Source organism: Rhodococcus sp. PvP016 (genome assembly GCF_017832185.1).
GTDB lineage: Bacteria > Actinomycetota > Actinomycetes > Mycobacteriales > Mycobacteriaceae > Rhodococcoides.
This window is the reverse complement of sequence record NZ_JAFIBH010000001.1, coordinates 2,177,068-2,193,962: the sequence shown is the minus strand read 5'-3', so window position 1 is coordinate 2,193,962 and position 16,895 is coordinate 2,177,068. Positions and strand designations below refer to the sequence as shown.

At 68.4% G+C, this 16,895-nt stretch carries 19 protein-coding genes; 9 read left to right on the top strand and 10 right to left on the bottom strand.

The annotated features are described in order from the left end of the window. The first annotated feature begins 35 nt into the window (after nucleotides 1–35). Nucleotides 36–296: a modification methylase HgiDII gene (locus JOE30_RS10280; protein WP_204866483.1), complete on the top strand. Its 261-nt coding sequence runs from the start codon at nucleotides 36–38 to the stop codon at nucleotides 294–296. Nucleotides 297–409: 113 nt separating this feature from the next. Beyond that, nucleotides 410–1,048 (top strand): LppP/LprE family lipoprotein, encoded by a 639-nt coding sequence (locus JOE30_RS10275; protein WP_204866482.1) that lies wholly within the window; start codon nucleotides 410–412, stop codon nucleotides 1,046–1,048. On the opposite strand, the gene JOE30_RS10270 is transcribed toward JOE30_RS10275, so the two are convergent. Further along, entirely contained in the window at nucleotides 1,045–1,872 is an 828-nt protein-coding gene (locus JOE30_RS10270) for a TatD family hydrolase (RefSeq protein WP_204866481.1), read from the bottom strand. The genes JOE30_RS10275 and JOE30_RS10270 overlap by 4 nt on opposite strands. Before the next feature lie 21 nt (nucleotides 1,873–1,893). Between JOE30_RS10270 and metG the strand changes: the two genes are divergently transcribed. After that, nucleotides 1,894–3,447: a methionine--tRNA ligase gene (gene metG / locus JOE30_RS10265; protein WP_204866480.1), complete on the top strand. Its 1,554-nt coding sequence runs from the start codon at nucleotides 1,894–1,896 to the stop codon at nucleotides 3,445–3,447. A gap of 70 nt (nucleotides 3,448–3,517) precedes the next feature. On the opposite strand, the gene JOE30_RS10260 is transcribed toward metG, so the two are convergent. Beyond that, on the bottom strand, nucleotides 3,518–4,906 hold the full coding sequence (locus JOE30_RS10260) for a wax ester/triacylglycerol synthase family O-acyltransferase (RefSeq protein ID WP_204866479.1): 1,389 nt from the start codon (nucleotides 4,904–4,906) through the stop codon (nucleotides 3,518–3,520). Between the two features lie 209 nt (nucleotides 4,907–5,115). Here JOE30_RS10260 and JOE30_RS10255 point away from each other — a divergent pair, with 209 nt between their 5' ends. Both JOE30_RS10255 and JOE30_RS10250 read left to right on the top strand, forming a co-directional pair. Then, nucleotides 5,116–6,237, top strand: coding sequence for an alpha/beta hydrolase (locus tag JOE30_RS10255; protein WP_239532340.1), 1,122 nt, complete (start codon nucleotides 5,116–5,118; stop codon nucleotides 6,235–6,237). 56 nt (nucleotides 6,238–6,293) lie between these two features. Further along, nucleotides 6,294–6,722 (top strand): SRPBCC family protein, encoded by a 429-nt coding sequence (locus JOE30_RS10250; RefSeq protein WP_204866477.1) that lies wholly within the window; start codon nucleotides 6,294–6,296, stop codon nucleotides 6,720–6,722. Nucleotides 6,723–6,737: 15 nt separating this feature from the next. On the opposite strand, the gene rsmI is transcribed toward JOE30_RS10250, so the two are convergent. After that, nucleotides 6,738–7,565 (bottom strand): 16S rRNA (cytidine(1402)-2'-O)-methyltransferase, encoded by an 828-nt coding sequence (gene rsmI / locus JOE30_RS10245; RefSeq protein ID WP_307806133.1) that lies wholly within the window; start codon nucleotides 7,563–7,565, stop codon nucleotides 6,738–6,740. A gap of 176 nt (nucleotides 7,566–7,741) precedes the next feature. On the opposite strand from rsmI, the gene JOE30_RS10240 reads away from it, so the two are divergent. Further along, nucleotides 7,742–9,223 (top strand): dolichyl-phosphate-mannose--protein mannosyltransferase, encoded by a 1,482-nt coding sequence (locus JOE30_RS10240; protein ID WP_204870230.1) that lies wholly within the window; start codon nucleotides 7,742–7,744, stop codon nucleotides 9,221–9,223. Nucleotides 9,224–9,227: 4 nt separating this feature from the next. On the opposite strand, the gene JOE30_RS10235 is transcribed toward JOE30_RS10240, so the two are convergent. From JOE30_RS10235 to JOE30_RS10225, 3 genes are all read right to left on the bottom strand, one after another. After that, entirely contained in the window at nucleotides 9,228–10,916 is a 1,689-nt protein-coding gene (locus tag JOE30_RS10235; RefSeq protein WP_239532339.1) for a BCCT family transporter, read from the bottom strand. A gap of 59 nt (nucleotides 10,917–10,975) precedes the next feature. Further along, nucleotides 10,976–11,410, bottom strand: a complete 435-nt coding sequence (locus tag JOE30_RS10230; RefSeq protein WP_204866475.1) for a DoxX family protein — start codon at nucleotides 11,408–11,410, stop codon at nucleotides 10,976–10,978. A 93-nt stretch (nucleotides 11,411–11,503) separates the two neighbouring features. Then, entirely contained in the window at nucleotides 11,504–11,815 is a 312-nt protein-coding gene (locus JOE30_RS10225) for a GntR family transcriptional regulator (RefSeq protein WP_307806132.1), read from the bottom strand. A gap of 74 nt (nucleotides 11,816–11,889) precedes the next feature. Between JOE30_RS10225 and arsC the strand changes: the two genes are divergently transcribed. After that, nucleotides 11,890–12,231 (top strand): arsenate reductase (glutaredoxin), encoded by a 342-nt coding sequence (gene arsC, locus JOE30_RS10220; RefSeq protein WP_204866473.1) that lies wholly within the window; start codon nucleotides 11,890–11,892, stop codon nucleotides 12,229–12,231. 7 nt (nucleotides 12,232–12,238) lie between these two features. On the opposite strand, the gene arcA is transcribed toward arsC, so the two are convergent. Further along, nucleotides 12,239–13,453, bottom strand: a complete 1,215-nt coding sequence (gene arcA, locus JOE30_RS10215) for an arginine deiminase (RefSeq protein ID WP_204866471.1) — start codon at nucleotides 13,451–13,453, stop codon at nucleotides 12,239–12,241. A 62-nt stretch (nucleotides 13,454–13,515) separates the two neighbouring features. Next, the gene (locus tag JOE30_RS10210; RefSeq protein WP_204866468.1) at nucleotides 13,516–14,394 is read right to left on the bottom strand and encodes an SDR family oxidoreductase; all 879 of its coding nucleotides are present in this window, start codon (nucleotides 14,392–14,394) and stop codon (nucleotides 13,516–13,518) included. Between the two features lie 108 nt (nucleotides 14,395–14,502). Between JOE30_RS10210 and JOE30_RS10205 the strand changes: the two genes are divergently transcribed. After that, nucleotides 14,503–15,102, top strand: a complete 600-nt coding sequence (locus JOE30_RS10205; RefSeq protein ID WP_204866466.1) for a sulfite oxidase-like oxidoreductase — start codon at nucleotides 14,503–14,505, stop codon at nucleotides 15,100–15,102. A gap of 1 nt (nucleotide 15,103) precedes the next feature. Then, nucleotides 15,104–15,880 (top strand): ferredoxin reductase, encoded by a 777-nt coding sequence (locus tag JOE30_RS10200; RefSeq protein ID WP_204866464.1) that lies wholly within the window; start codon nucleotides 15,104–15,106, stop codon nucleotides 15,878–15,880. Nucleotides 15,881–15,903: 23 nt separating this feature from the next. Here the strand turns inward: JOE30_RS10200 and JOE30_RS10195 are convergent, their stop codons facing one another. Further along, nucleotides 15,904–16,086, bottom strand: coding sequence for a hypothetical protein (locus JOE30_RS10195; RefSeq protein ID WP_056447066.1), 183 nt, complete (start codon nucleotides 16,084–16,086; stop codon nucleotides 15,904–15,906). An 84-nt stretch (nucleotides 16,087–16,170) separates the two neighbouring features. Then, nucleotides 16,171–16,866, bottom strand: a complete 696-nt coding sequence (locus JOE30_RS10190; protein WP_051612955.1) for a TetR/AcrR family transcriptional regulator — start codon at nucleotides 16,864–16,866, stop codon at nucleotides 16,171–16,173. Between the last annotated feature and the right edge of the window lie 29 nt (nucleotides 16,867–16,895).

The following is a 16,895-nucleotide window of genomic DNA, read 5'->3' as shown; positions in this document are numbered from 1 at the left end:
ACCGAGAAGCCGGCACACCGACGAGAGGCACGACAGTGAGCGACGACCAAGAGGTCATGCAGAAGATCACGGCGAAGATCGACGCTCGATTGGGTGCGCAGACGAACGGTCTGCAGAACGAGGTGCCGCCCGGAGCGAGCACGCAGGACGACGACGAAGACGGTGAGCGTGGTCCCCTGGGCCGCGACTACCACCTCGCGGGCAAGTACGCGCAGGCTCTGGCCATCAACGAGCCCAGCGTGATCGACCGCGCCGAGTTCGATCGACTGGTGGAGACGTACGGGGACGACGACTGACCCGTCGCCGCGACCCGATCGTGACCTGAGCATCGGTAACGATCGGGTGGTGGTCGCCGACACACCCTTCGACCGCCGAGCAGAACGCTCGGTACGGACACCCTGGAGGCCCGGTGACCACTCTCCCGCGTTCGATGGCCGTTCTCGCCGTGGCGGCATGTGCCGCTGCGGCCGTGTCGTGCAGTTCCGGCGGCACGACCGGGACGGCGCTCCCCGCCGACGACCCGGCACCCTCGTCGTCGACTCCGGCGCCTGCACCGGAGCCCGCGCCGGAGACGAGGGTGGAGACGCAGACCGAGACGGTCACCGTGCCCGCACCCGCACCCGAGCAGCCCGCGCAGGTGGTGCCGTGCGTCGACCCGAATTCTCTGAACGTGCGCACCGCCGTGGCGAACCTCGGCACCGATTCGCAGGGCGGGGTCTTCGTGATCGACGACCACACACCCGGTACCAGCGCGGACGGGTGTCCGACGCTCGAATGGGCGCGGGCGACGGGGACCGGTATCCGGAACGGCACCGTGCAGTCGCACGTCCTGTTCTTCACCAACTCGGGTGACTACCTCGGGACCGCCACGTCGGATGCCTACAGCTACACCTCCGTGGTCGGCGCATCCGACAGCACCGTCACCGTGCGCTATCGCTGGCTCGACGAGAGCGATGCGTTCTGCTGCCCGTCCAACACCTCGTACGTCGACTTCACGCTGGACGGCGGAATCATCGTCCCGAACGGGCAGTTCCCGCCCCCGAACTAGAGGCGGTAGACCCGCTCGGCCGTCGCCGTCGCCGATGCCGCGACGTCCTCGGCGGTCCGGCCGGTCGCCTCGGCCAGGGCGCGCGCCGTGTAGGGAAGGCAGTAGGGCTCGTTCGGTGCGCCGCGATACGGATGCGGTGTCAGGAACGGGGCATCGGTCTCGAGCAGGAACTGCCCGTCCGGCACCAACTGGGCCGCTTCCCGCAACTCGTGGGAATTCTTGAAGCTCACCGTCCCGGAGAAGCTGAGCACGTAGCCGGCGTCGACGCACACCTCGGCCATCTCAGGACCGGACGAGAAGCAGTGGAAGATCACCGTCTCCGGCGCGCCCTCGTCGAGGAGCACCGCGAGAACGTCGTGATCCGCGTCGCGGTTGTGGATCATGAGGGGCTTGCCGACGCGCTTCGCCAGATCGATGTGCCAGCGGAAGCCCTCGACCTGCTCCTCCACCGCGGCGCAGCCGTCGAGCTTCCCCGGCCAGTAGTAGTCGAGACCGGTCTCCCCCACGGCGACGGTGCGGGGATCGCGCGCGAGGCGCTCGATCTCGGCCTTCACCTCGTCGGTGAGCACGTTCGCCCGCGTCGGATGGATCGCGGTGGCCGCGTAGACACGGGGATCCCAGTGCGCGGCGGCGACGGCGAAGCGAGCGGCGTCCAGATCGTCCGCCACGGTGACGACCCGGCCCACTCCGACGGACTCGGCGCGGTCGAGCACGGCCGCGACGGACGCCGCATCGCTCGCACCGCACGCGTCCAGGTGCGTGTGTGCGTCCACGAGGGGGGCCAGCGGTGCGGGCAGGTCGGGGGCGGGACGGTCTCTCGGCACGAAAGATAGAGTATGCGCACCATGACTGAGACCGGTTCGACCAAGCCTGCGTTCTACATCACGACCGCTATCGCCTACCCGAACGGTGATCCCCACATCGGCCACGCGTACGAGTACATCGCCACCGACGCGCTCGCTCGGTTCAAGCGACTCGACGGTTTCGACGTGCGGTTCCTGACCGGCACGGACGAGCACGGTCTCAAGATGGCCCAGACCGCCGCCAAGGAGGGCATCTCGACCGCCGATCTCGCGCGCCGCAACTCCGACGCCTTCCAGGCCATGCAGGAGTCGCTGAAGATCACGTTCGACCGGTTCATCCGGACGACGGACGCCGATCACCTCGAGGCAAGTCGCGACCTGTGGCAGAAGATGACCGACAACGGCGACATCTACCTCGACTCGTACAGCGGCTGGTACTCGGTGCGGGACGAGGCGTACTACGCCGAGGGCGAGACCACCCTTCAGGAGGACGGCTCGCGTATCGCGACAGAGTCGGGCACACCCGTCGAGTGGACCGAGGAGTCGACCTACTTCTTCCGCCTCTCGGCCTACCAGGACAAGCTGCTGGCGCTCTACGAGGAGCGCCCCGACTTCATTCTGCCGGCGACGCGACGCAACGAGGTGGCGAGCTTCGTGAAGTCGGGTCTGAAGGATCTGTCGATCTCGCGGTCGACGTTCGACTGGGGTGTGCAGGTCCCCGGCGACGCCGATCATGTCATGTACGTGTGGGTCGACGCCCTGACGAACTACCTCACCGGCGTCGGCTACCCCGACACGGACAGCGAGTCGTTCCGCAGATACTGGCCGGCGGACGTCCACATGATCGGCAAGGACATCGTGCGCTTCCACGCGGTGTTCTGGCCGGCCTTCCTCATGTCCGCGGGCATCGAGCTGCCGAAACGCGTGTTCGCACACGGCTTCCTGACCAACAAGGGCGAGAAGATGTCCAAGTCGTTGGGCAACGTCGTCAGCCCGGCGGCGCTCGTCGACGAGTACGGACTGGACTCGCTGCGGTTCTTCCTGCTGCGCGAGGTGTCGTTCGGGCAGGACGGCAGCTACAGCCACGAGGCCATCGTCACCCGCATCAACGCGGACCTGGCGAACGAACTGGGGAACCTGGCTCAGCGGTCCCTGTCCATGGTGGCCAAGAACTGCGATGCGCAGGTGCCCCAGCCCGGCGCGTTCACGCCCGCCGACGAGGCGATGCTCGAGCGCGTGGACGGGCTCGCCCCCATCGTTCGAGCCCACATGGACGAGCAGGAACTACACCTTGCCCTGGAGGCGATCTGGTCGGTGCTGGGCGAGACCAATCGCTACTTCTCGTCCCAGGAGCCGTGGGTCCTGCGCAAGACCGATCCTGCGCGAATGGCGACGGTCCTGTACGTCACGCTCGAGGTGCTGCGCGTCACGGTGCTGCTGACTCAGCCGGTCATGCCGGACAGCACAGCGCGTCTACTGGACCTCCTGGGTGTCTCCGAGCGTGAGTTCGATTCTCTCGGAGCACGTCTCACCCCCGGCGTCGCGCTGCCCAAGCCCACCGGCGTCTTCCCCCGCTACGTCGAACCGGAGGAGTGAGCGTCGGTCGCGTCTCGGTCACCGAACGCGACCGACACCGCGAACACGACGTCCACCGAGCTGGCGAGACTCACCCGTCGGCCAGCTTCTCGAGCTCCTCCAACGCGGTGTCGAGATGCGTGAGCATGCGTTGCAGCGACGGCACACTGCGCCGATCGCCGACGAGTCCGAAGTTGACGTTGTCGGCGTTGGTCGCGAGCGTGATGTTGAGCGCCTGCCCGTCCAGCACGATCGACGCCGGGTAGACACCGTCGAGTTTGGCACCGTTCCAGTACATCTCGGTCTTCGGACCGGGCACGTTCGAGATGATCACGTTGAACGGAGGCGGTGTGTTGCGCACGAATCCCGGCACCGGCGTGAGCAGGAGCGGCGCCATCACGGCCGCGCCATAGCTGAGCGCCTGCAGCGGAGACAGGTTGCGCATCATCGCCTTCGACTCGTTCATCGATGAGACGACGGCGGCGAGTCGGCGTTCCGGATCGGGCTGATCGGTACCGAGGTTGCACAACACGGTGGTGACGGCGTTGCCGCCGTCCGCGTCGGCGCCGGCCTCCCGCATGGACACCGGCACCATCGCGATGAGCGGCTGATCGGGCAGTGCGTTGCGGTCGATGAGGTACGACCGCAGCGCGCCGGAGCACATCGTCAGCACCACGTCGTTCAACGTGACCCCCAGCGCTGCCGCGATGTCCTTCATCCGCGACTTGGACCACTGCTGCGAGGCGAAGCGGCGTGCCCCGCCGATCGGCACGTTGAGCATCGTCCGCGGCGCGGTCAGAGGCAGCACCATCTCGTTGCCGCGCAGCTTGTTCAGACCGATCCGCGCCGCGGCGGGTCCGACCCCGGCGAGCTCACCGGCCGCCTTGACGCCCGTGGACAGCAGCGACAGGACGCCGCCGTCGTCGACCTTCGCCACCTCGGTGCTCTTCTTCGGCCGCTCGAACAGCGCCGGGTCCCAGATCGGACCGCAGTCGCGGGCATCGGGGTCGGTGGTCAGGGTGCGCTCGAACAACTTGAGCGCCGAGACACCGTCGACCAGCGAGTGGTGGATCTTGCTGTAGAGCGCGACGCGGCCGTCGGCCAGCCCCTCGATGATGTGCAGCTCCCACATCGGGCGGTGCCGATCGAGAGGCGCACTGTGCTCGGCGGAGATGTAGCGCAGTAGTTCGCGGATGCGGCCCGGCCTCGGCAGCATGATGCGCCGGACGTGATGCTCGAAGTCGAGATCGTCGTCGTAGACCCAACGCACGGTGCCCATGAAGTTGACCGGCGGAGCCGGACGCTTGCGGAACAGTTTGTAGACGTCGGTGGCGGCCTGGAACGTCTCGTAGAGCTGCATCCCGAAGTCGTCGCCCGCGTCCTCCGGGGGCACGAACAGCTGCAGTCCCCCGACGTGCATGGGGTGCTCGCGCGTCTCGGCCAGTAGGAACATCGACTCTGTGACCGGCATGAAGGGCATGGGGCGGACCTCTCTCGAACTGCGGAACCGCGTGGTCACGGTGCGGCTCACCTGCAGGTTCACTGTGCTACCCGGAAGTAACGAACCCACAACTATTGCGACAACGTGGGGTCACGGTGTGACCCCGGCAACAACTATTCCTCGAGAAGTGTTTCGTTTCGGCCCTATCGTGCGATTCATAGGACGAGCAAGGAAGTGGAGGGCCACCCATGAGCATCGCCTCGGCCGAGATGACCGCACCGTCGTCGCTGACACGCACGTCCGCCAGTCGCCGGGTGCGACGCGCCCTCGGCGTCGGCACTGCCGTCGACCGTCAGGAGTTCGAGGGCGGCAGCGTGCAGTCCAAGCTTCTCGCCGCGTACCTGCGGCGCACGGTCCGCCCCTTCCTCGGCGTGTGGGCCCGCACCCACAGCCTGCCGTGGCCCATGTCCATGGTCGACCAGGCCGGCCGACTCCTCCCACCCGTGGGTGACACCACCATCGCGCCCGTACGACTCGACGAGTGCCGGGCCGAGTGGGTCCGCACGGACAGCCCGCGTCGCGTCGGTGCCGACGGCAGGTCCGTGCGCCCCACCCGCCGCGCCGACCGCGATCGCGTGATCCTGTATCTCCACGGCGGCGCGTTCGTGGTGTGCGGCCTCAACAGCCACCGACGCCTCGTCTCACGTATCGCGCAGTCCACCGGCGCCGACGTGCTGTCGGTCGACTACCGGATGATGCCGCGCAACCCCATCTCGCACGCGGTGGAGGACGGGGTCGACGGCTTCCGCTACCTGCTCGACGCGGGGTACCTGCCCGAACAGATCTTCATCGCCGGGGACTCCGCCGGCGGTTACCTCGCCTTCATGGTGGCGCTGGCCCTGCAGAGCCAGGGACTGCCGCCCGCCGGCGGCATCATCGCGCTGTCTCCGCTCACCGATCTGGATCCGACGCGGAAGATGGTGCATCCGAACGCTTCTCTGTGCTCGGTCTTCCCCAAGGGCGCCGTGCCGGCGCTCACGAAGCTGGCGGACGAGGTCGAGGCCCGCATCGTCGTGGACGGCAAGCGCGGTCCGCGCGTGTGTCCCGTCGATGCCGACCTGTCCGCCCTCCCGCCGGTCCTGATCCAGGTCGGATCCACCGAGATGGTCTACGCCGACTCGGAACTGATGGCGGAGCGCTTGGCGGACGCCGGGATCGAGTGCCGTCTCCAGGTGTGGCAGGACCAGGTGCACGTGTTCCACGCCGCGGACTTCGTTCCCGAGTCGGCGCGGGCCATCTCCGAGATCGCCGTGTTCGTCGACGAGCAGGTCCGCCGCGGCACAGTTCCCCTGGCCGGCACCGGGACATGACCACGACACCGACCCAAACCGCCCTGTAGGTGTGGACGGTCGGTTACATTCACGCCATGGCTGTCAGCGGAAACAGAGAAGTCGAGATCGAGGCACCACCGGCCGACGTGCTCGCGGTCATCGCGGACCTCGAGGGCCTGCCGGCGTGGTCGTCGATCCACAAGAAGGTCTCGGTGCGAGAGCGTGACGATCAGGGTCGTCCCGTCCTCGCCGAGATGACCGTCGCCGTCATGGGATTCACCGACGAGCAGGTGCTGCGCTTCACGTGGACCGACATGTCGGTGGCGTGGGACGTCGTCGAGAGCACCCAGCAGAAGTCGCAGCACGCGGAGTACCGCCTCAGCGAGACCGACAAGGGCACCCACCTCGAGTTCGAGATCACGCTGGACCCGAAGATCCCGGTGCCGGGGTTCATCGTCAAGCGCGGGACGAAGTCGGTTCTCGAGACGGCGACCGACGGGCTGCGCCAGCAGGTCGTCGGCTGACGCCGCGGGGCCACGTCACTCGCGCGCGGCCAGCACCGCTTCGTAGAGCGCGCGCTTCGACACGTCCGCCGCGGTCGTGGTGGCCACCCGTGCGCACGCGTCCTTGAGGCCGAGCCCGGCGGACACGAGATCCTCCACCTCGTCGACGAGGTCGGCGGGATCCGCGCTGACGGGCTCGGCCCCGGCCAGTACCACCGTGATCTCGCCGCGTACTCCGTCGGCGGCCCACTGGGCCAACTCCCCCAGCGTCCCTCGCTTCACTTCCTCGTAGGTCTTGGTCAACTCGCGGCACACCGCGGCGCGGCGATCCGGCCCGAGTACCTCGGACGCGTCGGCGAGGCAGTCGGCGATGCGGTGTGGGGCCTCGAAGAACACGACGGCGCGGCTCTCCGTCGCCAGTGTGCGCATCCACGCCTGCCGGGGGCCACGCTTGCGAGGGGCGAATCCGTCGAAGCAGAACCGCTCGACCGGCAACCCCGACAGGGCCAGTGCGGTGGTCACGGCGGACGGCCCGGGCAGGCAGGTCACGCCGATCCCCGCCTCGGCGCACGCGGCGACCAATCGGTAACCCGGATCGCTCACGGAGGGCATACCGGCGTCGGTGACCAGCAGGACCCGACGTCCCTCGCGCATCTCGGCGAGCAACAGCGGAACCCGATCGACTTCGACCTGGTCGTAGAAACTGACGACGCGACCGGTGATCTGCACACCGAGCGCCGTCGCCAGCGACTTCGTGCGACGCGTGTCCTCCGCCGCGACGACGTCGGCCGTGGCCAGTGCGTCGCGCAGTCGAGGCGACGCGTCTGCGGGGTCCCCCATCGGTGTCGCACCGAGTACCAGCACGCGTCGTCCTCATCTCGCTCGTCGGTCACGACCGCGGTCGCCGTCGGCACCTAGCCTACGATCGAAGCGTGACCCTCGTGACCGCGCGTATCCCCTCCGGTCGCGACGGTTCCGACGAGTACCTCACCGCGCCGCGCCCCGCTCTGCCGCCCGCGGTGTTCGGGCCCACCGACCGCATGCGCGGATGGATCGTCACCGCGGTCCTCACACTTCTCGCGGCCGTCACCCGCTTCACGATGCTCGGCTATCCGACCGACGCCGGCACCCCGGTGTTCGACGAGAAGCACTACGCCCCGCAGGGCTATCAGGTGCTCACCGGCGGCGGTGTCGAGGACAACCCGGCCTACGGGCTCGTCGTGCACCCGCCCGTCGGCAAGCAGCTGATCGCCGTCGGCGAGGCACTGTTCGGCTACACCGGATGGGGCTGGCGGCTGTCGTCGGCCGTCTTCGGTGTGGTCCTCGTGCTCCTCGTCGTCCGCATCGTGCGCCGCATGACGCGCTCGACGCTGCTGGGCGCGATCGCCGGGATCCTCATGATCGTGGACGGCGTCACGTTCGTGACGTCCCGGGTCGGCATGCTCGACATCTTCATGGTCGTGTTCGTGGTCGCCGCGTTCGGCGCTCTCGTCCGCGACCGTGACGACGTCCGGGAGCGGTTGCACCGAGTCGCCGTCGAGGGTCGTATGGAGATGACCACGTGGGGTCCGCGTCTCGGCGTCCGCTGGTGGCGGTTCGGCGGCGGACTCCTGCTCGGTCTGGCGTGCGGAACGAAGTGGTCGGGCATCTACTTCGTCGCATTCTTCGGGCTGCTCAGCGTCGCCTTCGACGTCGCGGCCCGTCGCCAGTACGGGGTCTCGCGGCCGTGGGTCGGCACCGCCGTGCGCGACGTGGGCCCCGCGCTGTACGCGCTGGTGGCGATTCCGCTCGTCGTCTATCTGGCCACCTACGCCGGCTGGTTCGCGAGCGAGACCGGCGTCGACCGGAACGCCGTGGGCACCGACGTCGGGACGGGTGGGCCGTTCTCGTTCGTGCCCGCCGCCTTGCGCTCGCTCTGGTACTACAGCGGCAACGTTCTCGACTTCCACGCCGGGCTGACCAACTCGGCCGGCAACCGCCACCCGTGGGAGTCCAAGCCCTGGACGTGGCCGATGGGCCTGCGGCCGATGCTCTACTACTTCGCCGACGGGCAGCAGATCACCGGTTGCTCGACGGGCGGCAACTGCGTCAAGGCCGTCATGCTCATTGGCACGCCCGCTCTGTGGTGGGTCGCGTTCCCCATGCTCGGCTGGGCGCTGTGGAGCACCGTGGCCCGTCGCGACTGGCGCTACGCCGCCGTTCTCGTCGGCTACGGCGCCGGCATCCTGCCGTGGTTCCTGACCCTCGACCGTCAGATGTACTTCTTCTACGCCGCGGCGCTCGCGCCCTTCCTCGTCATGGGTGTCACCCTGGTCCTCGGCGACATCCTCGGGCGAGGACTCCGCAGTGGACAGGATCGCGAGGGACGGGGGCGCGAGCGCCGCACGCTCGGTCTGTTGCTCGTCTCGCTGTACGTCGCCGTGGTGATCGCCAACTTCGTGTGGCTCTGGCCGATCCTCACGGGTCTGCCCATCAGTCAGGAGACGTGGCAGCAGCAGCTCTGGTTGCCGAGCTGGCGCTGACCGCTCAGAGCTCGGTGCGCCCGGCCTTCGTGAGCCGCAGACGTCGACGACGCTGCGTGAGCACCAGCGGATCGTGCGACAGATCGCGGTAGAGCGACACCGACAGCCCGATCATGACCAGCACGAACGGTGCCGCCGCGATGATCGTCATCGTCTGCAAGCCGGTGAGCGCGTCCGCGCCGCCCGTCCACAGGATGATCGCGGCGGTGCCACCGGTGATGGCTCCCCAGAACACGACGACCCAGCGGCTGGGCTCGAGGGTGCCGCGCTGGCTGAGCGTACCCATGACCATGGACGCCGCGTCGGCGCCGGAGACGAAGAAGATGGCCACGAGAATCATCACGACGACCGTGGACAGGCCGAAGAGCGGCAGGTTCTCGAGCATGCCGAACAGCTGGGACTCGCTGCTGCCACGAGCGGCCAGGTCGATGCCGTCGCGCTGCTCGCCGATGCCGGCGCCGCCGAAGATCGAGAACCACACCAGACTCACGGCACTCGGGATCACGATGACGCCGATGATGAACTCACGAACGGTGCGGCCACGGCTGATACGGGCGAGGAACATGCCGACGAAGGGGGTCCAGGAGACCCACCAGGCCCAGTAGAAGATCGTCCACGACGACAGCCACGACGCGGTCTCCGGATCGGACGATGCCGCCGAGCGGGCCGACATGTGGAAGAGCTGGCTCGCGTAATCGCCGATGGTGGTGGGAATCAGGTTGAGGATCAACACCGTCGGGCCCAACACGAACACGAAGAGGGCGAGGACGAGCGCCAACACCATGTTGATGTTGGACAGCCACTGGATTCCCTTGGCGACGCCGGAGACCGCGGACGCGACGAAGGCGAGGGTCAACAGCGCGACGATGGCGACGAGCAGGAGCGTGCCGGCCTCACCGAGCCAGCCGATGACCTCGACACCCGAACCGATCTGCAGCGCACCGAGTCCGAGCGAGGCGGCGGTACCGAACAGTGTCGCGAAGATGGCGAGGATGTCGATGACCTTGCCGATCGGGCCCTCGGCGCGGCGGCCGAGGAGCGGCAGGAAGGCGGAGCTGATGAGCTGGCGGCGGCCGCGGCGGTAGGTGCTGTACGCGACGGCGAGACCCATGACGGCGTAGATGGACCACGGATGCAGGCTCCAGTGGAACATCGTGGTGGCCATGGCCGTTCCGACACTGCTGTCGGTACCGGGCGGCGGCGTGACGAAGTGTGTCAGCGGTTCGGAGACGCCGTAGAACATCAGTCCGATGCCCATGCCGGCGCTGAACATCATGGCGATCCAGCTGACGGTCTTGAACTCCGGCTTCTCCCCGTCTTTGCCGAGCGGGATGCGTCCGTACTTCGACACCGCCAGGTAGATGCAGAAGAGCACGAAACCGGTGGCGGAGATGATGAACAGCCAGCCCATGTTGGTGACGAGCCAGTCCAGCATCGAGGACGTCACGTTCTCGAGGCTCGTCGGTCCGGCCAGCCCCCAGACGATGATGCCCGTGACGACGGCCGCTGCGACGCCGAACACGACGGGGTCGAGGGTAGCGCGCCGCGGCGCCGGCTCCTGCGACCCGGGGTCCTGCACATCGGGGTGCGCGGAGGTGGGCAGCACGGCAGATGCCGCGGACGACTGATCGTCCGCGGCATCATCGCGTGGGGTGTCAGCGGGTCCTGTATCCGTGTCCATACGCGATGTCATGAGAGGTCACGTTGCTCGCCTTGACGCCCCAGTGCAAGTTCACAGACTGTTTTCGCAGGTCACGACGTTGCGCGTGCACGCGATGTCGGACGCCGGAATGCGCGGTCGACACTGTACGTGCCCGAGCCGACGGCCGCGAGGAGAAGCGCACCGGCGCCGAGCGCGACCACCAGTTCCCAGCCCCCCTCACCGACGAACACGCCCTTGTCGAGGTGGACGAAGACGAGCGCGCCGACCATGTCGACGACCAGCAGCAGAGCCGCGACGGACGTCAGCACGCCCAGGATCAGAGCGGCTCCACCGATGAGCTCGACGAAGGTGGCGAAGTACGCCGACACCTGCGGGGCCGGAATACCCATGCCCTCGAAGCCGGCGATGGTGGCGTCGAGCCCGTTGGTACGCAGCTTCTGCCAACCGTGAGCGACGAACACGACGCCCAGGGCGATGCGCGCGACGAGTGCGGCGATGTCTCGAACGACGACAGGTGTCTTCACGGTGATTCCTCTGATGGGTCGGACGGGATTCGGGTCGGACGGGATTCGCGACCACGATGACACACGTGAGGTTGAAGCGTCAACCTAAGAGATTCAGGAATCCGAGATCGCCGTCCGCACGTAGCTCAGGGCCACCTCGTCGTCGATGCCTGCGCGACGTGCCGCGCGGACGTACTCCGTGGCCGCCAGTTGCACTGCCCCGGCCGAAGGATCGCCACCGGCCGCCACGAAGGTGCCCGAACGCCCCCGGGTCTCGATCACGCCGTCCTTCTCGAGTTCGCGGTACGCCTTCGCCACCGTGTTGGGAGCGAGGTCCAGCGTCGCCGCGAGAGCTCGCACCGTCGGCAGTTTCGATCCCGCGATGAGCTGCCCCGACCGCACCGCGGCGACGATCTGCGACCGCACCTGGTCGAACGGTGCCGTCCCCGACGCACCGTCGATCGTGACCTCATCGGTCCCACTCCCGCCATACTTGCTCCATGTCCGTCACGATCTATCACAACCCCCGGTGCTCGACGTCCCGCAACGTACTCGCGGCCATCCGCGACGCGGGGGTGGAGCCGACCATCGTGCCCTACCTGACCACCCCGCCGGACGAGGCGACGTTGCGAGCCCTCATCTCCGACGCCGGCCTCACCCCGCGCACCGCGGTGCGCAAGCGCGAGACACTGTACAAGGAACTCGATCTCGCGAATGCCGACGACGAGACGGTGCTCCGCGCCATGCTGACGCATCCGGTACTCATCGAGCGGCCCTTCGTGGTCGGCGAGAAGGGCACCGTACTGGCGCGCCCGGCGGACACGGTGAGCACGGTCCTCTAGCCGGACATCACGCAGGATCGCGGGCGACGGGGCAGGACATGCAGCGGGGACCGCCGCGGCCCGACCCCAGTTCCGATCCCGAGATGCGCAGTACCTCGATGCCGGACGCCTCGAGGCGCGCGTTGGTCTCGACGTTGCGTTCGTACGCGACGACGACGCCGGGAGCCAGTGCGAGCGTGTTGTTCCCGTCGTCCCACTGCTCACGTTCGGCGGTGACGTTGTCCAGGCCGGTGTCGATGACCCGCAGTTTGCCGATTCCCATGGCGTCGGCCGCGGCGTCGAGGAACGGGCCCGCGCCGGTGATGGTCACACCGGTGTCCTCACGGCGAATCGTGAAGGCGGACAGGGTGTCCTGGATGATCGGGTACATCACCACTGCGTCGGTGTCGACCATCGTGCACACGGTGTCCAGGTGCATGGACGCCCGCTCCTGCGCGATGGGCACCACGAGCACGGTGTGCGCGAGGTCGTCGTCGAAGAGGCTGCGCGCGAGCGCTTCGGCACCGGCGGGCGTGGTGCGTTCACCGACTCCCACGGCGACGACGCCGGGCGCCATGAGCAGCACGTCGCCGCCCTCCACCGGCGCGGTGTGCGACTCGTACGCCCGGCGCACACCGAGGAACCGTGGATGGAAGGCGTAGATCAGATCCGTCAGCGACGTCTCCCGAGCGCGTGCCCGCAGCGCCAGCGACGTGATCGCGACGCGTTGCTGGATCCAGAACGACGAGTCGCGGGTGAACAGCAGGTTCGGGAGCGGCTCGATGACGAAGTCGCCGCCGTGGTGCATGCGCCGGACGAGCGAGACACCCGAGTCGTCCGCGACCGGCAGTTCGTCGAAGGTCATGCCCGCCATCAGCACGGTCGCCAGTTCGGGTGCGGGCAAGCCGCGGAGGTAGGTCGCCAGGTCCCGGGCGAGCACGTGTCCGAGCCGCCGGGGCTCCACCGCGGCGGCGACACCCTGCACGCGCGCGGCACCGCTGAGGGCCAGGGTCTCGGTCAGCAGATCACCGAGGAGGAGGACCTCGACACCGCGTCCTCGCAGCAGGTCAGCGAAGGCGTCGTGCTCGTCGCGAGCGCGGTCCACCCACGGCAGCCCGTCGAACAGCAACTGATCGTTGTTGCGGGGGGTGAGTCGGCGCAACTCGTCGCCCGGACGGTGCAGCATGACCGTCCGCAGCGTTCCCACCTCGGAATCCGCTCCCAGCGGAGCCGTCGCATCCATGCCAGAACGGTAGTGCGTGAGCGCCGACTCGGCACGCGCTCCGCCGCGACACGCGCGAGAGGTCAGCGCAGCAGCCGGGAGAAGTAGTCGTTGGCCGCCTGCATGGTCATCTCGTAGGGGCGCGCGAACTTGCGCGACACCCAGTACCCCACCCGGATGTCGTTGCTCGAGTAGACGAGGAAGTGCCGCTTCGCCATCCCGGTCAGGATCTTCTCCGCGACCACCTCGGGCGTCACGGCGTGGGCCTCGAAGCGTGCGGTCAGCTTCGTCACGCGCGGGTCGTCGCGATCCACGCCGGCGATGTCCACCGTCTCGACGAGCGGTGTCCGCACCGCCCCCGGAACCACGAGCGAGACGTCGATGCCGTGCCGGGCGAGGTCGTAGCGCAACACCTCGGACATGCCGCGCACGCCGAACTTGCTGGCACTGTAGGCCGCGTGCCACGGAAACGCGAGCAGGCCGGCCGACGACGACACGTTGACCAGGTACCCACCGCGACCCGCCGCGATCATCGGGGGAACGAAGCACTGGGTGACGTGGATCGGGCCCATCAGGTTGATGTCGATCAGCGCCTTCCACGTCTCGTGGGCCATGTTCTCGACGGTGCCCCACGCGGAGATCCCGGCGATGTTCATGACGACGTCGACGCTGCCCACCTCGGCGTGCACGGCGTCGGCGAACGAGGCGACGGCGTCGTGATCGGAGACGTCGAGCGCACGCGAGGCGACGACGCTGCCGCCGTTCTCGGCGATGGTGGCGGCAGTGGCAGCCAGCCCGGCCTCCGCGATGTCGGTGACGACCAGCCGCGCGCCCCGCCGCGCGGCCTCGATCGCCGTGGCGCGACCGATGCCGCTGGCGGCGCCGGTGACCAGCACGATCGCCCCCCTCAGGTCGGTCCACGACCGCCGCGGACGCCTCCCCCTCAGCCTGCTCTGCACCATCGCGTCGCACTCCCCCCTCGCCGGCCTGCTGTGGTGCCCGACACTACCGGTCGGGGGTGCGCGCTCCGACTTGTCAGAGGCCCGAGGACCGGCGCAGAATCTGCCACCATGGCGTTGATCTCGAAGGGCTTCGTGGGCCGCCGACGCGGCGACGACGGTCGGACTCCCCCCGGCCAGTATCTGACCAACGATTTCCCGGTTCTCGCCATCGGGCCCGCACCCGTGGTCGCGACGGACACGTGGTCGTTCTCGATCACGTCCGAGACCGGGGAGACCCGGACCTGGACGTGGGACGAGGTGGCCGCGCTGCCGCACGAGACCCCGACGGTCGACATCCACTGCGTCACCAAGTGGTCGAAGCTCGACACCAGCTGGAACGGCGTGAGTCTCGACGTGCTGCTGGACGGTCTCGACACCGAGGCCGGGTACGTCGTCGTGCACGGCTTCGACGGATACACCACCAACCTGCCCCTCGAGGACCTGCGAGACGGGAAGGCCTGGCTGGTCACCGAGTTCGACGGAGCGCCGCTCGCGCGCGAACACGGTGGTCCGGCACGGCTTCTCGTGCCGCATCTGTACTTCTGGAAGTCGGCGAAGTGGGTCTCGCGCATCGAGCTCACCGAGGAGAACGAACAGGGATTCTGGGAGCGCGGCGGGTATCACGACTACGGCGACCCGTGGCGCGAGCAGCGATACCAGGGCGACTGACGTGACCACCGGATCCACGGCCGGGGTCGGGGTCGGGGCCAGGCCCTGGCTCGTCGCGGCGGTGCTCGAGGTGCGGCGCGAGACCCCGACCGCCTCGACGCTGGTGCTCGACGTCGACGGCTGGCCGGGACATCTCGCCGGGCAGCACGTGGACGTGAAGCTGACCGCCGAGGACGGGTACAGCGCGCAGCGCAGCTACTCCCTCGCCTCCGCACCGGACGGCACGTCGCGCATCGAGATCGCCGTGCAGAACGTCGCCGACGGCGAGGTGTCCCCCTACCTCGTCGGCGCCGTCGAGGTGGGCGACCGGTTCGAGATCCGTGGACCCGTCGGCCGGTGGTTCGTCTGGCGGCCGTCCACACCCACCGAGACCCCGTCACCGCCCGTCCTGCTCGTGGGCGGCGGCTCGGGCATCGTTCCGCTCCGGGCGATGGTTCGCGCGCAGGCCGCGGCGGGCTCGAGCGGTGGCCGGGTGCCGTTCCGCGTGCTCTACTCGGTGCGCGAGCCGGCGGAGGTCTACTTCGCCGATGAGTGGGCGCATCCGCCCGCCGGAGTCGACGTCACCACGCTCTACACGCGGCGCGCTCCCGCCGGGTCCCGCAGGCCACTCGGCCGCATCACGATCGAGGATCTCGACGCGCACGGGTGGCCGGCCGAGTTCGAGCCGCGGTGCTACATCTGCGGACCCACGAACTTCGTCGACACGGTCGCGGACATGCTGGTCGCACGAGGACATGCACCGGCGAACATCCGCACGGAGCGCTTCGGCCCCAGCTGACAGCCGTCCCCGCCCGGCCGAGGTCAGAGGCGGGTGGTCATCTCGTCCTGGTAGTCCCGGACGGTGCGTTCGATGCGTGCGGCATCGTCGGCGTCACCGCGTTTCCGGGCGTCGTCCGCGCGTGACTGCAGCACGCGAATGGCCTTGCGCAGCTCGTTGTCGGACATGCGGCGGTCGGTGCGCTCGCGCGTGGCAATGTCTTCCATGGGTATCTCCCGACGTCACTGGTGCTGTCGACACGCGAAATCGTGTGTCTCACGTCACAGTGTGCGCCGGAAGAGCGCCGAACGCTAGTGGTTGCTGGAGACGCCGGTGTCGCTGGTGGCGTCGGCGCCCGAGCGATCGCGCACGAAACTGGAGAGGCTCCGCGAGGCGAACTCGCGGAAGTACGGGAGCTTCGCCGGCGGCACGAGCGAGGGCAGGATGGTGTGCCAGACCTGCTCCATGCGCACGGCGGCACCGTCGAGGCGCGCGGTGCCCTCGGCGACCATCAGCACGCCGCTGAGCATCTCCGAGACCAGGCAGGACGCGGTCTCGGCGTCCAGCGAGTCGATGACGTCACCGTGTTCGATCGCACGCTCGAAGAGGTGCGAGAAGATGTTCTGCCAGGTACCGAAGACGCTTCCCCGCGTGGGGTCCGGTGCGTCCACCTCGAGTTGCAGGCGGTACATGATGCGCACCAGGTTGTCGGTATTGGCAAGGTCGAGAACGGAATACGTGATTCCGATGACGGATTCGAGTGCGGGAGAACGGCTGTCGACCATTCCGGTGCAGGCGGCCGCCACCCGTTCGCGACCCTCGTCGACGAGTGCGCGTGCCAGTTCTTCCTTGGAGGCGAAGTGGAAGTACAGCGCACCCTTGGTCACACCCGACTCCGCCGAGACCTGACTCAGGGTCGCCGTGGCGTGGCCGACCCGCAGGAACAGATCGGCGGCAGCCCGCAGGGCCGCGGACCGCGTTGCCTCCGCACGTAATTGCCTGACCATTGTTACTCCCCACTAGTCACGCGCGTTCG